This is a genomic window from Corynebacterium rouxii, from assembly GCF_902702935.1.
Taxonomy (GTDB): Bacteria; Actinomycetota; Actinomycetes; order Mycobacteriales; family Mycobacteriaceae; genus Corynebacterium; species Corynebacterium rouxii.
This window is the reverse complement of record NZ_LR738855.1, coordinates 2,199,680-2,218,107: the sequence shown is the minus strand read 5'-3', so window position 1 is coordinate 2,218,107 and position 18,428 is coordinate 2,199,680. Positions and strand designations below refer to the sequence as shown.

15 protein-coding genes, 1 tRNA gene and 2 pseudogenes are annotated in these 18,428 nt (G+C 55.0%); 9 read left to right on the top strand and 9 right to left on the bottom strand.

The features are described from left to right. Positions 1-163: 163 nt before the first annotated feature. A pseudogene (locus CIP100161_RS12615) lies at positions 164-469 on the bottom strand (ABC transporter permease subunit); the annotation flags it as partial. Positions 470-595: 126 nt separating this feature from the next. Here CIP100161_RS12615 and CIP100161_RS11930 point away from each other — a divergent pair. Next, the gene (locus CIP100161_RS11930; RefSeq protein ID WP_174775766.1) at positions 596-736 is read left to right on the top strand and encodes a hypothetical protein; all 141 of its coding nucleotides are present in this window, start codon (positions 596-598) and stop codon (positions 734-736) included. Between the two features lie 1,032 nt (positions 737-1,768). On the opposite strand, the gene CIP100161_RS10840 is transcribed toward CIP100161_RS11930, so the two are convergent. Beyond that, entirely contained in the window at positions 1,769-2,173 is a 405-nt protein-coding gene (locus tag CIP100161_RS10840) for an ATP-binding cassette domain-containing protein (RefSeq protein ID WP_155874307.1), read from the bottom strand. 294 nt (positions 2,174-2,467) lie between these two features. On the opposite strand from CIP100161_RS10840, the gene CIP100161_RS10835 reads away from it, so the two are divergent. Together CIP100161_RS10835 and CIP100161_RS10830 are read left to right on the top strand one after the other, a co-directional pair. Then, positions 2,468-2,917: a helix-turn-helix domain-containing protein gene (locus CIP100161_RS10835; protein WP_155874306.1), complete on the top strand. Its 450-nt coding sequence runs from the start codon at positions 2,468-2,470 to the stop codon at positions 2,915-2,917. Next, a complete protein-coding gene (locus CIP100161_RS10830) occupies positions 2,914-3,468 on the top strand; it encodes a PIN domain-containing protein (protein ID WP_155874305.1) in 555 nt (184 codons plus the stop codon). Before CIP100161_RS10835 ends, CIP100161_RS10830 begins: the two co-directional genes overlap by 4 nt. Before the next feature lie 342 nt (positions 3,469-3,810). Here CIP100161_RS10830 and CIP100161_RS10825 read toward each other — a convergent pair. After that, positions 3,811-3,881, bottom strand: a tRNA-Gly gene (locus tag CIP100161_RS10825). 59 nt (positions 3,882-3,940) lie between these two features. On the opposite strand from CIP100161_RS10825, the gene dcd reads away from it, so the two are divergent. From dcd to CIP100161_RS10805, 4 genes are read left to right on the top strand one after another with little or no spacing between them, the layout of a single operon-like run. After that, complete coding sequence (gene dcd, locus CIP100161_RS10820; protein WP_004567256.1) at positions 3,941-4,504, top strand: dCTP deaminase; 564 nt, start codon at positions 3,941-3,943, stop codon at positions 4,502-4,504. A gap of 4 nt (positions 4,505-4,508) precedes the next feature. Then, positions 4,509-5,714 carry a UDP-glucose dehydrogenase family protein gene (locus tag CIP100161_RS10815; protein ID WP_155874304.1) on the top strand — a complete coding sequence of 402 codons (1,206 nt, stop codon included), beginning with the start codon at positions 4,509-4,511 and terminating at the stop codon, positions 5,712-5,714. A 24-nt stretch (positions 5,715-5,738) separates the two neighbouring features. Continuing rightward, positions 5,739-6,359: a DUF998 domain-containing protein gene (locus CIP100161_RS10810; protein ID WP_155874303.1), complete on the top strand. Its 621-nt coding sequence runs from the start codon at positions 5,739-5,741 to the stop codon at positions 6,357-6,359. Next, the gene (locus tag CIP100161_RS10805; protein ID WP_155874302.1) at positions 6,322-6,999 is read left to right on the top strand and encodes an alpha/beta fold hydrolase; all 678 of its coding nucleotides are present in this window, start codon (positions 6,322-6,324) and stop codon (positions 6,997-6,999) included. Before CIP100161_RS10810 ends, CIP100161_RS10805 begins: the two co-directional genes overlap by 38 nt. A gap of 121 nt (positions 7,000-7,120) precedes the next feature. Here the strand turns inward: CIP100161_RS10805 and lysX are convergent, their stop codons facing one another. From lysX to CIP100161_RS10790, 3 genes are read right to left on the bottom strand one after another with little or no spacing between them, the layout of a single operon-like run. After that, a complete protein-coding gene (gene lysX / locus CIP100161_RS10800; protein WP_155874301.1) occupies positions 7,121-10,270 on the bottom strand; it encodes a bifunctional lysylphosphatidylglycerol synthetase/lysine--tRNA ligase LysX in 3,150 nt (1,049 codons plus the stop codon). Positions 10,271-10,295: 25 nt separating this feature from the next. Continuing rightward, the gene (locus tag CIP100161_RS10795; protein ID WP_155874300.1) at positions 10,296-11,585 is read right to left on the bottom strand and encodes a YibE/F family protein; all 1,290 of its coding nucleotides are present in this window, start codon (positions 11,583-11,585) and stop codon (positions 10,296-10,298) included. A 22-nt stretch (positions 11,586-11,607) separates the two neighbouring features. Further along, entirely contained in the window at positions 11,608-12,879 is a 1,272-nt protein-coding gene (locus tag CIP100161_RS10790) for a pyridoxal phosphate-dependent aminotransferase (RefSeq protein ID WP_155874299.1), read from the bottom strand. Positions 12,880-13,110: 231 nt separating this feature from the next. Here CIP100161_RS10790 and CIP100161_RS10785 point away from each other — a divergent pair, with 231 nt between their 5' ends. Next, on the top strand, positions 13,111-14,202 hold the full coding sequence (locus CIP100161_RS10785; protein ID WP_155874298.1) for a 2,3-butanediol dehydrogenase: 1,092 nt from the start codon (positions 13,111-13,113) through the stop codon (positions 14,200-14,202). Between the two features lie 95 nt (positions 14,203-14,297). Here CIP100161_RS10785 and CIP100161_RS10780 read toward each other — a convergent pair whose 3' ends face one another. The 3 genes from CIP100161_RS10780 to CIP100161_RS10770 all read right to left on the bottom strand — a co-directional run bounded on the left by CIP100161_RS10780 (position 14,298) and on the right by CIP100161_RS10770 (position 18,051). After that, positions 14,298-14,948, bottom strand: a complete 651-nt coding sequence (locus CIP100161_RS10780) for a DUF1707 SHOCT-like domain-containing protein (protein ID WP_155874296.1) — start codon at positions 14,946-14,948, stop codon at positions 14,298-14,300. A 90-nt stretch (positions 14,949-15,038) separates the two neighbouring features. Next, on the bottom strand, positions 15,039-17,489 hold the full coding sequence (locus CIP100161_RS10775; RefSeq protein WP_155874294.1) for a (Fe-S)-binding protein: 2,451 nt from the start codon (positions 17,487-17,489) through the stop codon (positions 15,039-15,041). Positions 17,490-17,562: 73 nt separating this feature from the next. Next, positions 17,563-18,051, bottom strand: coding sequence for a ferredoxin--NADP reductase domain-containing protein (locus CIP100161_RS10770; protein ID WP_155874292.1), 489 nt, complete (start codon positions 18,049-18,051; stop codon positions 17,563-17,565). 201 nt (positions 18,052-18,252) lie between these two features. On the opposite strand from CIP100161_RS10770, the pseudogene CIP100161_RS12455 reads away from it, so the two are divergent. Further along, positions 18,253-18,399: pseudogene (locus CIP100161_RS12455) on the top strand (phosphorylase family protein); the annotation flags it as partial. Positions 18,400-18,428 lie beyond the last annotated feature (29 nt).

Genomic DNA, 18,428 nt, shown 5'->3' with positions numbered 1-18,428 from the left:
AGGATGGCGGGTCGAAAGAACGCGTCATCGTTTCGTTGGGGTCTGGTGTTCCTAACATCGTGGCTACGGCGGGGCCAGCGATGGCCGCGATCAGGACAGATACCCATATCAGCCACAGCAGTGTGGTGCTAATGCTGCGTAGGGATGGTCGGCGAAGCGAGATCATGCGCCATGCCACGGCAGCTGAATAATGTCCGGCGAGATGCGCTGCGCGGACGTGGGGCAGCGCGGCGGCGTCGACAATCGCTGCGCGAACGAGGCGTTGCAGCCACGCGCCACCGACAAGTGCGATGGCAAGCGCTGGGACGATAAGAGAATCGGGGCGATCGAGTGGCGTACCCCCTGGCGGCACAAGAGAGACTGCTGGTGCCCAGTTGAGCACCCCTGCACATAGCACCAACAACACTGTGGTGACGGCGAAATCAGGGGTGGTCAATGTGGTTTGTGCGCCGGTAGAAAGTACGCGGTCGAATCCAACACCCTAATAAGGTTGACATGTCACCGTGAGCAATTTTTGTGCAATAACTTTTGTATGTGTAGCGTTTCCGCAGGTCGGAGATATAAGAAATGGCCTACGTGTACAAAAATTGCTCACGTGGCTCTCCGAGAACACGAACTCGAATCCGAGAACGCAAAAACCCAAGGACGCGAATTTCTTCCCAAAATACCGCCCTTGGGTTTTCGCGTTCTTGAGTTCGAAGATGTAGCAGTGGCCAGCCCCAAGAACACCGGTTAAAAATGAGCCGATGACGGGAATCGAATCTTCTCATAAATTCGTGACAGTCATGAGTGAAAAGCATAATAAGGGCAGCGAGATATTGAAACCAACAGAATAGTACTTAATCGTTTGTAAAGAAATTAATCCAAATCCTGTCACGATATATTTATTGCCGACAACTTTTCGGGGTAACGATCGAACGAATATCCCGTAGGATTGCCCATGGGGAACAAAAGAGTTTGCATAGATAGTATCGGAATTCCAGTGTAAAGGGTGAACGCCGGAGCAAATATTAGCCCTAAAAGAATAGCGATAAATAATTCTAAATATTTGTTACGTTGATGATAGTCAACAAATCGAAAGCATCGAATAATTCCTGCTTCAGCAATAGTCTGACTAATGAGAAGCAATATGGAAGCCGCTATAGGTGACTGGTATGAAACTAATGTACTCCATAAAATACTCAGAATCGAAAAAACTACTAGATAATTTCTTCTCAGTAGCCGCTTGGTAGGAAGTGGAAGTATGCGTAGCACGAATTTGGTACGTGGCCACGAAAGGTTAGCTTGGGCGGTTGCGTGTGAAACAAGCTCGCTGTCTCGGATGAAGAGGGGTGCGAACGCTGCAGTTTGTTTTCGTTCAGGTTCAATTAATTTCGACAGCCTCCATGGTTGAAATTCTATAAAGAACCGAATTACTATCGATATTAGAGTGGCAAGTGCAGCTATTTTTGTTGGAGCTAGTAGTGCTGTAAAACAACCGAAACATATGATTTGAATCAACGATTCAAAGGTAAGGACAAGACAGCATTTAAGGGATTCAGTTTTGTATAACTTGATCTCATGTGTTGTTGCTTGTAAAGGAATATACCTCTCAAGAGTAAATGGCGATAGAAGCACGGTAATTATTAATAACGGAAAATAAAGTCCATTTGCCATTCGGCCTTCTAAGGCGGGCATTAGATTGGAACTGTATTTAACTAAGGAGCTCCAATAATCGTCACAGCGATCCCCGTGTGAAAAGCTGTAGAGAAACGTGTAATGAGCTGAACTATCGCGTAAAATTAAGCCAAGAAATATTAAGATGACGTTCTGGCTCGTCGAATAGCATAAATTCAGCTGGTGATTGCAATTGGCCACATAAAAACGCTCGTTGCTTCTGCCCGTTGGACAGCCAAGAAGGGGGGGGATGGTCGTAGATCTCGTCGAGTTTCCAAGGGGCAAAAGCATTAAATGATTCTGGATTTTTTGGCATTCCCATCAAATGTAAATGCTCACGGATGGAGAGATCTGGAAGAAAAGTGGGTGAATCTATTAGTCGTATTCTGGTTGAGTTCTTTAGAGTCCCAGGAGGTTGCTTTCCTAAAGTCACGTAATCGCTGATTGGCTCAATTTCCCCAGCTAGGGTTTTAAAGCAAAGTAGGCTTTCCGGAACCGTTTGGCCCTGAAATTCCATACAGCGTTCCTTTGGAGAAAGTATGCTCTAAAAAACTAGTTTGGTCCTATATCCAAACCCGCCGTTGATTGTGAGGCGATCGTTATCATTCATGGATATCGCCCTTGGGTAGCTATCTAATCTGACTAGATTTTAACTGCATGGTGAGATGTAGAGCGTCGGGATGTCCGAGATACAGATATGGGTTGTTATATATAGAGGCTTGGCTCGCATGTGTTTGCCTGTGGAGGTTTTCGCTCAGTTTTGACCTAGCATCCCGTTTCGTTTATTTCGTTTATCTGTTATTGTGAAACCATGTCTAAGCGAACGTTCAACTCACCTGTCGAATCTGCATCTGCTGCAAGGGAAGCATTGCAGCGGCTTAATACTGTCTTGAGTAAAGTGCCCGAGAAGGAAAATATTGAGGTTGCTGTAGAAGGAAATGATGATGTGATTCTTTTGCCTCGTGATGTTGCGATTGTGCTCCGTGAGGTCTTAGCTAACTCATCGGCAGGTAGATCTGTTGGGGTTATCCCTATGCATGCCGAGCTCACTACCCAACAAGCCGCGGACTTACTTAATGTTTCCCGTCCGCATATCGTCAAGTTGATGGACGAGGGAGTTTTGCCTGGGCATAAGGTAGGCACACATCGCCGTATATATGCCGCCGATGTGCACCGCTATCAGCATGAACGGGACATTGAACGACGTCAGGCAGCTGATGATCTTGCCTTGATTACGGATGAGTTGGGTTTATACGAATGACCGGATTTACCGTGATCTACGATGCGAATGTACTTTATCCCAGCATTTTGCGTGATGTTCTTATTCGCCTCGCTGGGACTGGTATTTATCATGCTCGTTGGACGGAGGAGATCCTTGACGAGGTATTTCGTAATCTTCGGGCACATCGTCCGGATATTGACCCGAAAAAATTAGATCGGACGCGCTATTTAATGTGTAAGGCAGTGGATGACTGTCTTGTCACTGATTACGAAGGGCTCATTCCACAATTGTCGCTTCCAGACAAAGATGATCGTCATGTTTTAGCTGCAGCGATTAGGACGGGGGCTCAAGTGATTGTTACGGAAAACAAGAAGGATTTTCCTGCCGTTGTTTTAGATAAATACGGAATTGAGGCGCAAAGCTCCGACGAGTTTCTTTGCAACCAGATAGATTTATTTGGACCTAGCGTTCATCAAACAATCACGTATACGGCTGCTGCTTTCAGAATGCCTCCAAGAACAATTGATGATGTACTTGACGCATTAGCGAAATCAGGTGCGCCAGTTGCTGCTAGTCTACTTCGTCGTTAGAGGGGGCCTTCGTTGGTTCATGTTTGAATGACCGGCCTATGACTCGAAAACTTTACTGAATGTGAAGTCGCAAAGCACAGAGAAATCCGTCTGCGCTGGGCACCGTGAGCAATTTTTGTGCAATAACTTTTGTATGTGTAGCGTTTCCGCAGGTCGGAGATATAAGAAATGGCCTACGTGTACAAAAATTGCTCACGTGGCTCTCCGAGAACACGAACTCGAATCCGAGAACGCAAAAACCCAAGGACGCGAATTTCTTCCCAAAATGCCGCCCTTGGGTTTTCGCGTTCTTGAGTTCGAAGATGTAGCAGTGGCCAGCCCCAAGAACACCAGTTAAAAATGAGCCGATGACGGGAATCGAACCCGCGTATTCAGCTTGGGAAGCTGATGTTCTACCATTGAACTACATCGGCAGCGCTATTTTTCAGTAGCGTCACTATGATAGCACTTTCCATCGCGTACACTAAACGGCGTGTTGTATTCCGACAAAGACATTCGTGCCGCTATTGATGCTGGCGAGTTGGGCATTGAGCCTTTCGACGCCGACCTGATTCAGCCATCGTCGATTGACGTTCGTATGGATCGGCTTTTCCGCGTATTTAATAACTCTAAGTACACGCATATTGATCCGAAACAGCAGCAGGATGAGCTGACAAGTTTGGTTGAGGTTCCGGAAGGGGAGCCGTTTGTTCTTCACCCAGGTGAGTTTGTGCTGGGTTCTACGTTGGAGAAGTTCACTCTTCCTGCGCATATTGCTGGCCGTTTGGAAGGCAAGTCGTCGTTGGGCCGGTTGGGTTTGCTCACGCACTCCACTGCGGGCTTTATTGATCCAGGTTTTTCCGGTTACATCACGTTGGAACTTTCTAACGTTGCTAATTTGCCGATCACGTTGTGGCCAGGGATGAAGGTGGGGCAGTTGGCGTTGTTTAAGATGACGTCGCCGGCGCAGGCTCCTTATGGTTCGAATGCGCTGGGCTCGAAGTATCAGGGTCAGCGCGGGCCTACTCCGTCGAAGGCATATCTCAACTTCCGGTAGTCCCATGCGGATTGCGGTTTTCGGTGCGGGTTACCTAGGTATTACGCATGCTGTGTGTATGTCGCACCTTGGCCACGAGGTGGTGGCTGTTGATACTGACGCTGCGCGGGTGGAGGAGTTGTCCGCAGGCCGGTTGCCTATTTCTGAGCCTGGTCTGGCGGATCTTCTAGCGGCGAATTCGGTTGAGTGGACGGATGATCCGCAGCGTGCTCGCGATTGCGACCTCTATTTTGTGTGCGTGGGAACACCGAGCACCGATGGCCCCTCTGCCCAGGCGCGTCTGGATGTGAGCGCTGTTGTTGCGGCAGTAGGGACTATCGCTGCGCTTGCGCCGCACCCGGTGGTGGTGGGCAAGTCGACGGTGCCGGTGGGGACGTCGATACGCTTGTTGCAGCAGTTTCCGCACATCCGGTTGCTGTGGAATCCTGAGTTTTTGCGCGAAGGCCATGCGGTGGCGGATACGCTGCACCCTGATCGCATTGTGATCGGTGGCACGGATCCGCAGCCGCTTCTGCGTGCTTACGCGGGTATTAGCGCCCCCGTGATCACCACTGATCTGGCCACGGCGGAGTTAACAAAGTCTGCGGCTAATGCGTTTTTGGCTACCAAGCTGAGTTTCATTAATGCACTGTCGGAACTTGCCAGTGCCGCGGGTGCAGACATCGGCACAATCACCCATGCGATGGGACTTGATCCGCGCATCGGCTCTCAGTATTTGTCCGCAGGTTTGGGCTACGGTGGTGGCTGTTTGCCTAAGGATGTGCGTGGTTTGGCGGCTAGTGCCCGCGATTATCAGGCAACGCATCTTGCGGAGCTGTTGGGCATTATCGACGCCACCAATCTGCGGCAGCGCGAACGCACCGGTGAACTCGTGGCCAACCTGTGCCCGCCAGGCGCGCGGGTAGATGTATGGGGTGCCACGTTTAAAGAAGGCTCCGATGATGTGCGCGACTCCCCCGGGCTATCTGTGGCCGATGCGTTGAAAGCCGCGGGTTTTCGTGTGCGTTTGGTGGACCCCCTCGTGGGGCATTGGCCACCTGATCTGCAAGAACCTGACGCAATTGTGGTGGCAACGGCGTGGCCGGAGTTTAGCCGCGTGATCCCTGAAGCTCGCCCTGCGCCTAGATGTGGCGGTGTGGTGGTGGACGCGCGAGGTGTTGTAGACCGCTCGGCGTGGGTGGCTGCGGGGTGGACGTACAGGAATCTCTAACCTCGACGGTTTAAGGTACCACCTATGATGGTGAAGCTCGGACAATTCCTGCTGATGGTTGCGACGATTACGTATGCGTCGTTTGTGTGGGAGATCGCTTTGGGGTTCCCCTTGGACCCGCACCGGGCTTATTTGTCCGAATATGCTGCCGCGGATAGTCCACATCGGACCTTATTTGCGGCTACGGACCTGATCACGGCTGTGTTGGTGCTGGTGGCGTTGCTGTGCCTGTGGCGGTTGTGGCCGCGGTGGGAGGCGTCGTCACGCATTATTGCGGTTGCGTTGGCGGTGATGGGGCTAGCAACGTTTGGCGACGTTTTCTTCCCCATGCCTTGCGCCGAATCGCTGCCCACCTGCCCTGTTGACCACTTTGGTTCCTTCCATATCGTGACATCCACTGTGGTCGTCACCGCCCAAGTGCTGCTCGCCGTGGTGATGCTGCGCAGTCGCTCGTGGCTTGCCAAGGCTGGTGGCGCTGGGTTTTTACTGTCTACCGTGGTGCTGCTGGTGTGCACCGCTGCACATATTCCGGCTGGGTTCCCGCAGCGCGCCCAAGTGCTGTTCGCGTGCGTTGTAATTTTTGCTGCGTCGACTATTCTGCCCAAGTATGTGGATCATTCTGCCCGGTTGGGCATGCCCGCCTAGCGACTACGCGCGCATCGCCACCCCAACCGACCGCATTGTCGATGCCTGGGACTGCCCGCTGAGCGTTGGCGTAGATAAGCTCCGCGAATACCTAGGCGTTGCCGACGGCACCAGCGTCAACCTCTTCGGACACTCCTACGGCGGGCTCGTTGCCATCGAGTGGGCGGCGCGCTACCCCGAACAAGTACGCTCTATGGTGCTAGCTGACCCCTCGGAACCACACGAGATTTCGTCGTTTCCGCTGCCCAATGCCCTAGCCCATGCTGCCAGCTACCCAATTGGCGCACTTGCACCGTGGGCCCAGTGGGTACAACGTGCGGCGCGTAACGTTCCACAGCCGGATCATCTGCGGCGCCGTTTTGGGGGTGCGCGCACCATCCGTTTTCTTGCCGACGAATTCTTCGCGGTCGAACAGCATCAACGCGATGTGGCACGGTATTTGGCGGAACGCGGTCCGATCGCATTCCCGCCGACGATTCACCTTGTGGGGGCGGGCAAGGGGCTTAACCGTACCTTTTTGCGCCGCCAGCGCCGGCTCGGGCAGCGCTTGGGTGCTACCACCTACTACTTGTGGAATGCGGGGCACATGTTTCCGCAGCAGTCACCTGAGCTGGTGAGACCGTTTCTTACTAAAAAGTGAGCAATTTTTGTACACTTAGGCAATTTCTTATATCTCCGACCTGCGGAAACGCGACACATGCGAAAGTTATTGAACAAAAATTGCTCACTGGACTGCACTGGACTGGACTGCACCGTAGCGACTAGTTGGTGCTGTCTGGTTTAACAAAGGGGAACGCCAGCACCTCGCGGATGTTTTGACCGGTGAGGAACATGACGAGGCGGTCGATACCAATACCGAGGCCACCGGTAGGCGGCATACCAAATTCCAGTGCTTGCAGGAAGTTCTCGTCGAGCTCCATGGCTTCTGCGTCACCACCAGCGGCACGAAGCGACTGGTCGGTGAGGCGAGCGCGCTGCTCGATGGGGTCGGCAAGCTCGGTGTAGGCGGTTCCTAGCTCCATGCCACAGGCCACCAAGTCCCAGCGCTGCGCAATGCGCGGTTCGTCGGGGTCAGCCATGGTCAAAGGGGATGTCTCCACGGGGAAACCAGCGTAGAAGGTGGGGAACACCGTGGTGGGTTCTACTAGTTCGTCGTAAAGCTCGTTGACTAGGTCGCCGACGGTGGCCGCCTCGATGCCGTAACGCTGAGCGATGTGCGCGTAGTCTGCGAGTGATCCGGAAGGCGAAATTGTCTCACTCACCGCACGCGATACCGCCTCATACACAGGAACCACCGGCCACGAGCCCGAAAGGTCCAGAACCTCGCCAGAAGCAGTGGTTACCTGCGGGGAGCCGTGGACCGCGATCGCTGCCGAACGGATGATGTTCTCAGTCAGCTCCCGCATGGTGTCCCAGTTGCCGTATGCCTGGTAGGCCTCCAAGGAGGTGAACTCTGGGTTGTGGGTAGCATCCACGCCCTCGTTGCGGAAGTTTCTGCCCATCTCAAAGACCCGCTCAAAGCCACCTACGACCAAACGCTTGAGGTACAGCTCGGGGGCGATACGCAAGGTCAGAGCCTGATCATAAGCACGGATGTGAGTCCTAAAGGGGCGAGCATTGGCGCCGCCGTGGATCGTCTGCAAAATAGGGGTTTCTGCCTCAAGGTAGCCTTGCGACACCAGCACCGAGCGCACCGCAGTAATTGCCCGAGAACGCGCAGAGAAAATCGAGCGTGCCTGCGAATTCATGGTGAAATCAATGTGGCGGTACTTCGCACGAGTATGCGGGTTACGGGATGCCTGGCGGGGCATCGGGACCAGAGACTTTGCCGCCATCGTCCACGACTGCACAAGCAGCGACGGTGTGCCATTGCGCGACTGCCCCATCACACCGGTGGCAGAAATAATATCGCCACGGCTCACTAGGCGCTTAAAGGAGGCTAGTGCGTCGGGGGTGGTGGCGTCGATAAGCAACTGGGTACGACGTTCCCCCTCCACCACATCGGCGAACAACACCTTGCCGTGGTCGCGAATAAACCAAATACGGCCCGTCAAAGAATCCTCGCCGCGCGGAACAGCCGGCGGATACGCGCGCATGCCACTGTGCTCCAACGCATCGAGCTTGCACAACCGAGCCTTTTGCTGCGCAGTACGATGCGGCGGCACCACCTTTGGCATCAACGCTTCGGCCTCTACAGCGGCAATAGCCTCAGGGTCACCCAGCGGCTCCAACGATGGGTTGAAACCAGGTAAGAAACCCTCACCTGAAGCGAACGCAATCAGCACGCGTGGGGTGTGGAAGCCATGCTCAATACACAGATAACGCGCCTGCCACGAGGGCTCATACTTCACATTGGACTGGTACAACGACTGGATCTGCCACCACCGCGAGGAGGTAACTAGCAGCCTAAACAGCAGTCGCTCCCATGGGGACGCACCAACCGCCATGCCGCGGTCGAGAGACTCACGGAAGGTCACAAAGTTCAAGGAGAAACGACTAACACCAAGATTGGGGGCCTCGGCGGCAAGAGCAGCCACCATTAGCTCAGTCACACCACCGAGCGCCTTCGGGTTACGACGCATCACATCCAAGGAAAGCCCATTACGGCCCCACGGCACCAACGTGAGCACGCCCATCGGCTCACCTGCGGAATCATGGGCTGCAACCAGCACTGTGCGACGATCACGAGGATCACCCACACGGCCCGACGCCATGGTGAAACCACGCTCGTCGCCACGCCGCCACTGCTGCGCTACCTCCGCATAATGGGCGGCTTCCTCGGCCGTGAGCTGTTCCTGGCGCACCACCTTGACGGTATAGCCTGCCTTCCGGGGGCCAGCGAGCTCTTTACGAACCGCAGGCAGATCCTTCAAACGGAAATGTTCAGCATCAATGATCGCCTCGTCACCCAAAGGAATAACCCGCAGGCCCATCTCTGCATAAGCGCGTGCACCCTTCTCAGAGGCCGAAGCAACACCGAGAATCCAGCCATTCTTCCTTGCCTCGGTACGCCATGCGGACATCGCAGCCGGCCACGAAGCTGGATCACCAATCGGATCGCCCGCAGCCAAACACACCCCATCAATCACACGATAAGAAATCGCAGCAGCACCATTAGGCGACACCACAAGATTGCGATCATCACGCGTAGCAAAATATGCCAACGAATCCGAGGACGGCGGCGACAACAACAACTTACGCAACAACAGGTGATCCTCGGTGCTGGCGCGATAGAACCTACGCGACCGCATCATCACAGCCAGCGCAAGGAAAATAGCAGCCGAGGACAACACAGAACCCAGCACCTTGAGATAGTGCGGGGCATGAATGCCCGCAGCAAACGGCGGCTGGTTAGGACTTACACCAATGGCGGTGTACATCGCCCACACCGCCGACATGTCGACCGGTTTGTGATAGTAGACCACCAGCAATGACCAGATAATGCTAAACGACACCGCAATGCCGCCCACCAGCACTACAAGTGCCTTCACCCACGAACCTTCCACACGGGCAGGGAACTCATCGCGGGCACGCCAACCTGCCACCAAGAACAGCACCGAAGACGCAGTGGAGATAAATACCAGAAGCGAAAAGAAATCCAGTGTTTCTTCCGGATCAAAAACCGCGATAAGAAGGTACGCAATGCCAATCAACAGTGAGGGAACCTGGAAACCAAGGAGATAAAACACCAGTGCGCCACGGTTACCACGCAATAGGCCAGAGGTCAGCAACACCATCAAGATGGCGATGAACAACGAGGGATAACTCGGCAGGTTAAATACCGAGAACGCCGTAGCGATCGACTCGGTGAGATTCCAATTGACGTACTTGAGCACAAGGCCCACCACCATCCAGATGGTGGAGACCTGCGCCGTCCACAATAAGAGACGAGATTCCCAACGTTTATGCATGGAAACGATGTTATAAGCTCACCTGTTATTTTGGCGAGGAGCGCACAGTCCACGCAGCCACAATCGTGGTCAGCGGCACCGCCAGAGTTAACGCCATCGCGCCCAAACCAGAGCGCAATAGCTCAGTAGCCATCACATCGCTAGTAAGCGTTTGCGCCAGCGGACGATGAGCCACCGACAGCAGCAGCAACAGCGGCAGCGTGGCGCCGGTGTAGGACAACACCAGCGTGTATACCATCGACGCAATATGGTCACGGCCCACCTTCATCGCCGAGGTAAACCACTGCCAACGCGTCGCCGTCGGATTTTGCTCCGCCAGCTCATTGACTGTCGACGCCTGCGCGATCGTCACATCGTTGAGCACACCCAGTGCGCCGATAATGAACCCACACAACATCAGACCCGTCACGGATACCCCCGGCAGGTACAAAATAATCTGCAGGTTGTCCTCATTGCCCAATCCGCGCAGCTGATTATGCTCGATCGCCCAATAGGACAACCCCGCAGCAATCAGCAACGCCAGCAACGTTCCGCCCAGCGCCGAGGCAGACTTCCAATTCAGGCCATGGACCACAAACAACACGGGAATAAGAATGAGTGCACCGCTGACAATCGCCACCCCTGTCGGCGACGCCCCCACCAACAGTGCCGGCAGCGTAAACATCGCAACAACCGTCATGGTAAACGCCAAGCCCACCAACGAACGCAAACCACGCATCGCCGCCAACGCAACTATCGACGCCGCAATCAGCCCACCCCAGATCAGCAACGACGACGTTCGGTGATAATCACCAAAAGAATAATGCACAGAACCATCAGCAGTAGGCGCCTGCAACAACCGGATCCGCTGATCCTTTGCCAACACCGGCTCACCAGGCTGACCCGAATTCACGATCAACGTGCGCTTACCAGCATCATCGCCCTCATCAATTCGAACAATGAACCAATCGCACTGCTGATCCGCGCCGGGCGCTACCCGAGGAGAAGTATCAAATACCGTGCCAGACTCCATTGCCGAGCAGCTGCCTTTCGACTGCGCCATAATCTGGCCTTCCACCTGGGCTTGGCCCAAGCTAAAAGTCTGATAAAACTCTGGGCTAATCTGCGGTTCTTTATCACCGGGCCAGAGCCTGGCAAGACCCACAAGGGTAGCCACAATCCAGACCCCAATAAAAACGGTCAATGCCCAGCGCCACGGGCCTAGCGCCGGAATACCCCTGCGTGCAGAACCCGTGGCTTGGGGAGGCGTCGATACGCGCGGTGGTTGTGGCAGACGCTGCGACCGTGACTGCGGAGCTGAACTATGGCGACCCACTTAGAAAACCCTTCCCCTGTAATTACTGCTTGTAGCTGGCTAGGAAGTTACCCAACCGGTCCATAGCCTCCGACAACTGTGAAGCCCACGGCAACGTAACCACACGGAAATGATCCGGCTTATCCCAGTTAAAGCCCGTGCCCTGCACCATCAAAATCTTCTCCTGGCGCAACAAATCAAGCATCAGCTGGGCATCGTCCTTGATGTCGTAGTACTCCAAGTCGAGCTTTGGGAACGCATACAACGCACCCATGGGCTTCACGCAGCTCACACCAGGAATAGCGTTGAGTTTCTCCCACGTCACATTGCGCTGCTCCAGCAAACGGCCGCCCTGACTGGTGAGATCATAAATCGACTGGCGGCCACCCAACGCCACTTGGATTGCGTGCTGGCCTGGCACATTAGCGCACAGGCGAGTACCCGCCAGCAAGTCGAGGCCCTCAATAAAACCACGAGCATTATTCTTCGGGCCGGTGACGATCATCCAGCCGGCGCGATAACCCGCCACACGGTAAGCCTTAGACAAACCATTGAATGTGATACACAACAGATCAGGTGCAAGAGCTGCGATGTTGGTGTGGACGGCACCGTCGTAAAGAATGCGATCGTAGATCTCATCGGCCAAAATCAGCAGATCGTGCTCGCGGGCAACATCGACGATCTTCTGCAAGACCTCCTTGGAATACACCGCACCGGTGGGATTATTGGGGTTAATCACCACGATGGCCTTGGTGCGCTCGGTGATCTTAGCCTTGATATCCTCGATCGACGGGTTCCAACCGTCTTCCTCATCGCACAGATAGTGCACCGGCTTGCCGCCAGCAAGAGAGGTAGCGGCAGTCCACAGCGGATAATCCGGCATCGGGATAAGCACCTCGTCGCCGTTGTTCAGCAGCGCCTGGGTGGTCATAGTAATCAGCTCAGACACACCATTGCCGATGTAAACATCATCCACATCAAAAGCAGGAAAGCCTGGAATGACCTCGTAGCGGGTCACGATCGCACGACGGGCCGGGATGATGCCTTTCGACGTGGAATAGCCTTGCGACGTAGGCAAGGACGCAATCATGTCACGCATGATCACATCAGGGGCCTCAAACCCAAAGATCGCAGGGTTGCCCGTGTTGAGCTTGAGGATCCGGTGCCCGTCGAGCTCCATGGCTTCTGCTTCAGCTGTCACCGGCCCGCGGATTTCATACAGCACATTTTTCAACTTGTCGGACTGATCAAATATCCGTCGCGTGCGTTTGCGTGGGGTAGGGGCTGCTTGTGAAGTTTCTTTTTTGTTGTTCATCGCCCTAATGTTGCCACTTTTTTACCCCACCGGCATTAATTACCCCACCAACAGCTGCGACTAATTTTGAGTATTTAGCACTGAACACTGTTTCCCGCAGCCACCGCACACCCCGGTAGGGGTGAAAAACCACGTGGGAAATGACACTATCTCAGGGGCAAAAATCCCAATTTTTGGTGGTACTTTCGGGTATAAACCCGCATGCAACAGCCCGAGTGGAGGAGAACTGCTATGAAAGCAGCACGGTACTATGACCAAAAAGACATCCGAATTGAAGACATCTCCGAGCAGCCGCTGCTGCCAGGCACGGCCCGTATCAAAGTAGCGTGGTGTGGTATCTGCGGCACCGACCTACACGAGTTCCTCGAAGGCCCCCTGTTCGTCCCAGAACACCACCACCCGCACCCAGTCTCCGGCGAGGACTCGCCAGTGACCTTGGGGCATGAAATGTCCGGTGTGATCACGGAAGTCGCCGAGGACGTGACGGACCTAGCCGTCGGCGACCACGTAGTAGTTGAGCCCTACCTCATCCACGATGATGTGGACACCTCGGAAGCCAACCCCTTCTACCATCTTTCCCGTGACATGAACTTCATTGGTCTTGCTGGTGGCGGCGGAGGCCTGAGCGAAAACATCGTGGTCAAGAGGCGCTGGATCCACAAAATTTCCCCAGATCTGCCTCTCGACGAAGCTGCCCTCATCGAACCACTATCCGTGGGCTACCACGCAGTGGAACGTTCGGGGTTCGCCTCCGAAGAAGCAGCCAAAGGAAAGGTCGCGCTCGTCGGCGGCGCTGGACCTATCGGCTTGCTCACTGCCTCAGTGCTCAAGGCCTTCGGTGCCACCGTGGTGATGTCGGAGCTATCCCCGCTGCGTAGGAAGAAGGCACTCGATTCTGGTGTTGCCGACTACGCTCTCAACCCAGCAGAAGTTGATGTGGTTGAAGAAATTGGCAAGCTTACCGACGGCAAAGGTGCCGACGTCGCCTTCGAATGCACCTCCGTTCAAGTAGTGCTCGACACCCTCATGGATGCTGTTCGCCCAGGTGCTGTGATCGTTGTGGTGTCCATCTGGTCTAAGCGCTCCAACTTTGACATCCACAAGTTGGTGATGAAGGAGATCGACCTGCGCGGCACGATCGCCTACTCCCATGCGCACCCGAACACCATCAAGCTGGTGGAATCCGGAAAGATTAACCTCAAACCGTTTATCACCGGAAAGATTGCGCTTCAAGACATCGTGGATAAAGGTTTTGACACCCTCATTAACCACAATGAAACCGCAGTCAAGATCTTGGTATCCCCATCAGGTGAAGGCCTCTAGCAGCGACAACAAAAAGTACCGCCTCTCTGAACCATTGATCCCCGTTGTGTCATTTCAGAGAGACGGTACCTTTTATGCTGTTTGGCAAAAGTGCTTTAGCGACTCTTATCGCGGAAACGCTTGAGTGTGTCCGTCGCTAGATCCATGGCAATAGAGTTCAGTTCTGCCTGCTTGCGCTTGCGCTCCGCCTTAGCGATCGCGCGTTGCTGATTCTGCGAGGCTTGTAATGCGAGCAGTTGATTTTGGTGAGCTGCAGATATCTGACGCATGCGTTGTTTCTCTAATTGCCGGGTGCTAGGCGCATACCACTGCCGGGGCCCCACCTTTAATACGTAGAGCAAGATTGCGACGATAGGGATGAGGAAGATAAAAGTGGCTTGCTCGGTGCCTGAAATCGCCATGACACAAAAAATCGAGGTCAACCCCATGATTCCCGATCGAATGTTGCGGCCGCTGCGGTGTGCCTCGGTAACTTCCGCCGCGGAATAGACAGCCATCGTGCCGGTTGTCGACGGTGCTAGCGCGCTGTTGGCGGGGAGGTCGTCGAAAAGCTCGGATAGCTCCGACATCATGGTGGCATTTGTGACCACATCGAGTCGCTGCTCGTAGGTGGCTAAGTCGAGGCGACCCGCGGCGAAGTGCTCGCCAAGATCGTCCATTGCTTGTCGACGCTCCGCGTCGCCGATGCGATAGTCAGGCTGGTAGGGATCAAACATGAACTCCAAAATACCAGCCTGTAGCCCCACGTGGCATCAGGGAACACCCTGAAATAGTGGGGCAATGCCCTCATGTTATTGCTGCGGAGGCTGTGCCTGTGGCGGCTGCGCCATCGGGGGTTACGGCGCAGGCGGCACGGCTGCTGGCGGTACCGCAACGGGGGGTACTGGAGCCGGTGGTATTGCTGCTGGTGGAGTTGGTACCGGAGGTGTTGCTGCCGGTGGCGCGGCAACCGGGGGAGTTGCCACTGGTGGAACCGCTACCGGTGGTATTGCTGGTGGTACTGCTGCACCCGGAGCTGGAGTGCTAGGTGGCACCGGCGTTGCTGGGGCAGCAGGGACCGCAGGTATAGCGGGTGCTGCAGGTGTCATTGGAACCTCAGGTGCCACTGGTTTGGGCGAAGCTGGCTGAGTCTCGGGCGTTGTTTCACGCGCGGATCGGATGGGGAGATCGAGGAATGCGCGTTCGCGAGGTGCAGGCAAAGTACCGTCGGTGCTGATGGCGTTGCGAAGCATGGTGGCCACATCGCGGACGATGGGCGTATTTTCGGTAACGGCTTTGACACCGTTGGTCATCATGGTGTTGCAGAAGGGGCAGCCCACGGCGATTTCGGTTGCTCCGGTGGCAACGGCTTCCGCGGCACGGTTTTCATTAATACGGGTGCCGAGTTTTTCTTCCATGAACATGCGGGCACCACCGGCACCACAGCAGAAACCTTCGTTGCGGTTGCGGTCCATTTCCACGAGTTCCATTCCGGTAACACCAAGGAGTTCGCGTGGTGGGTCGAAGATCTTGTTGTGACGGCCGAGGAAGCATGGATCGTGGTAGGTGATTGGGGCACGATCTTCTGGTCGGCGCGGGACGGGGGTAAGGAGGCCTTCGCGGACTAGTCGGTTGAGTAGCTGGGTGTGGTGGAAGACGTCGTAGTGCCCGTCGAAGTCGGGGTATTCGTTGCGTAGGGTGTTAAAGCAGTGCGGGCAGGTGGTGATGATTTTGCGTTGGCCTTGGGGTACGCCGTCAAAAACATCGTCCAAGGTGGAGATATTTTCTGTGGCCAGCATTTGGAAGAGGAATTCGTTGCCCGCGCGACGAGCTGGGTCGCCTGTGCAGGTTTCGCCTTTGGAAAGCACTGCGAATTTCACTCCAGCGGTGTGCAGTAGCTCGACGACGGCGCGGGTGGTGCGGCGGCCATCGTCGTCAAAAGCGCCAGCACAACCAACCCAGAACAGGTATTCCGTGTCCTCAAAGTCTGTGATGTCTTCACCGAATACCGGTACTTCGATTCCGTCGCGGCGCGCTTCTTCGATCCAAGTGGCACGCTCTTGGGAGTTGCGTCCCCAAGGGTTGCCCTTGACCTCCAAGTTTTTAAACATTCCGCCTAGTTCAGAGGGGAAGCTCGACTCGGCGAGCACTTGGAAACGGCGCATGTTGGACACATGGTCGATGTGTTCGATGTCGACGGGGCACTGTTCAACGCAGGCACCACAGTTGGTGCACGACCACAGCACATCATCGCTGATCACGCCGTTGTTTCCGGCCAAGGCTAATACATCAACGGAGTCGTGGGAGGAATCAAAATACTCAATGGCTGCATCGCGAAGATCCGTGACCAGCATTTTGGGGCTCAGTGGTTTCTCTGTGTGCCATGCCGGACACTGCTCCTGGCAGCGACCGCATTCGGTGCAGGTGGAAACGTCGAGAAGCATTTTCCAAGGAGCGTCTTCGATAGTGCCTACGCCGAGCGTGGAATCATCGTCAGCCGTGTCTAATGTGAGCATCTCGCCGTCGGAATACAACGGCTGCAACTTGCCCAACGCCTGCGAACCATCAGGATTGCGGCGGAAGAAAATATTGAAAAATGCCAAAAAGCGGTGCCATGCAACACCCCACGACAAATTATGGGCCACAACCACCAACCAGATCATGCCGCTGAGTAGCTTCACCAGCGCAAACACGCTCACCAGTGTGGGGCTTGCCGGAAGCACCAACGCAATAAAACGGGTCACGCAATCAGCCCACACCGACGCATGGCCATAAGTTGCGATCTTGCCTGCCTTGACCAAGAGCATTCCCAAGCCCTCGACAAACACCACTGCCTCGACGAAATAAGCTGCCGTGGCGTTCGAACCATAAAACCGTGCAAGGCGATCGCGCATGCCCGTATTCAGGCGAACCGCGAACAAAAACAGCACGCCGAGGACGGTGCCGAGCGCCAAAATCTCCTCGACAAAGTGATACACCGACCAATGTGAGAGCAGCGGCCACCCGGAATCGGGGCGGAAGGTTTGGATGTAAGCCTCAAACCAGACAATAGAACCGAAGAGGAAACCGAGCATGACAAACCAGTGCGCAATCGCAACAGCGGGTTTGCGTCGGAGCTCGGTATGGAAAAATACCTCGACGAACGTTTGCCATGCGCGCCTGCCAAGTTGCTGCGTGCGGCCGGGGGAGGGCTGCCCCTGGGCCACGAACTTATACAGGTGCGCCGCCGCGCGGATGAAGTAGAACCACGCGGGCGCGGACAAGACGATCCCAAGGAAACCCAGCACTGTGGTGATGGTCAGTGGCATAGCGAGTGATCACGGTCCTTTGAGGAAGTCAGTACAACTGTCGTTTCTAACCTTAAAGGGTGGCCATGACATTTCAGAAGCACACGGGTGCGCCGTGGGCAGTTGCTAGGGCTTGTTGCCAGTCGGCGAGGCTGCGACCTGTGGGAAGGTGCAGGCTGTGGCGCCATTCGGTGTGGACGATTGATCGCTTCCGCAGGATGCTGGGCAGATCGACGGCGGGTTGCGGCAAGGCGGTGAGCGCGGCGGCTACTTGTGCTTGGATTGCCAGATCGGTCGTGGCAGGGGTGATCACAGCTGCGTAGCGGGAGCTGAGTTCGATGGGGCTAATGTCGGCGCCAACTGTGACACCACCGATGACTTTGGTGGTTGAGCCTGTAATTGATTGCAACGGGTGCGTGATGGTTGCTTGTGCGTAGGGGCTGATTCCTATTGGTGCCGGGGCGGGGTCGATGATGTCGATGTAGATGTTGCGATGGTTGTTGTGGCAGCGCATGAGCAGGTCAGCGGTGTATAGTCCGGCGGCGTTTGCGCCGATGACAGCGATGTGGAGTGGTGTAGCCATCGAGGTACCCTTTCTGCTCATATTTCGTTGACAGACTGAATTGTCTGTCAAATCTATACCGATAGGTACTGATCTGTCTAGTAATTTATTCGCACCTCATCCACCAAGGGGTGTCACAATAAGAAGAATGGACATAAGCAACGGCCTCCCCTCATCGTGATCGCCGCCGCCACCCGCGACCGCCTAGCTCAGCAGGCCTAACTATGCGATATGGAAGAGTATGCCGTTGTAAAAGTGGCGCGGGAATTCGGGATCCCCGTCACCTTAATTAAGCAGGTCAGTGATCATGCTGATGAATCCGCAGCTGCCAAGTGGCACGACGCTGCACGTAGCGGGGCGCCACACTAGGGGAATGCGTAGCCCAGATTGTGGGCCTG

Coding starts and splice junctions, on each gene's coding strand:
- CIP100161_RS10840 (WP_155874307.1), bottom strand. CDS start 2,173: ATGGAATTTCAGGGCCAAACGGTTCCGGAAAGCCTACTTTGCTTTAAA.
- CIP100161_RS10835 (WP_155874306.1), top strand. CDS start 2,468: ATGTCTAAGCGAACGTTCAACTCACCTGTCGAATCTGCATCTGCTGCA.
- CIP100161_RS10830 (WP_155874305.1), top strand. CDS start 2,914: ATGACCGGATTTACCGTGATCTACGATGCGAATGTACTTTATCCCAGC.
- CIP100161_RS10815 (WP_155874304.1), top strand. CDS start 4,509: ATGCGGATTGCGGTTTTCGGTGCGGGTTACCTAGGTATTACGCATGCT.
- CIP100161_RS10810 (WP_155874303.1), top strand. CDS start 5,739: ATGATGGTGAAGCTCGGACAATTCCTGCTGATGGTTGCGACGATTACG.
- CIP100161_RS10805 (WP_155874302.1), top strand. CDS start 6,322: ATGTGGATCATTCTGCCCGGTTGGGCATGCCCGCCTAGCGACTACGCG.
- lysX (WP_155874301.1), bottom strand. CDS start 10,270: ATGCATAAACGTTGGGAATCTCGTCTCTTATTGTGGACGGCGCAGGTC.
- CIP100161_RS10790 (WP_155874299.1), bottom strand. CDS start 12,879: ATGAACAACAAAAAAGAAACTTCACAAGCAGCCCCTACCCCACGCAAA.
- CIP100161_RS10785 (WP_155874298.1), top strand. CDS start 13,111: ATGAAAGCAGCACGGTACTATGACCAAAAAGACATCCGAATTGAAGAC.
- CIP100161_RS10775 (WP_155874294.1), bottom strand. CDS start 17,489: ATGCCACTGACCATCACCACAGTGCTGGGTTTCCTTGGGATCGTCTTG.
- CIP100161_RS10770 (WP_155874292.1), bottom strand. CDS start 18,051: ATGGCTACACCACTCCACATCGCTGTCATCGGCGCAAACGCCGCCGGA.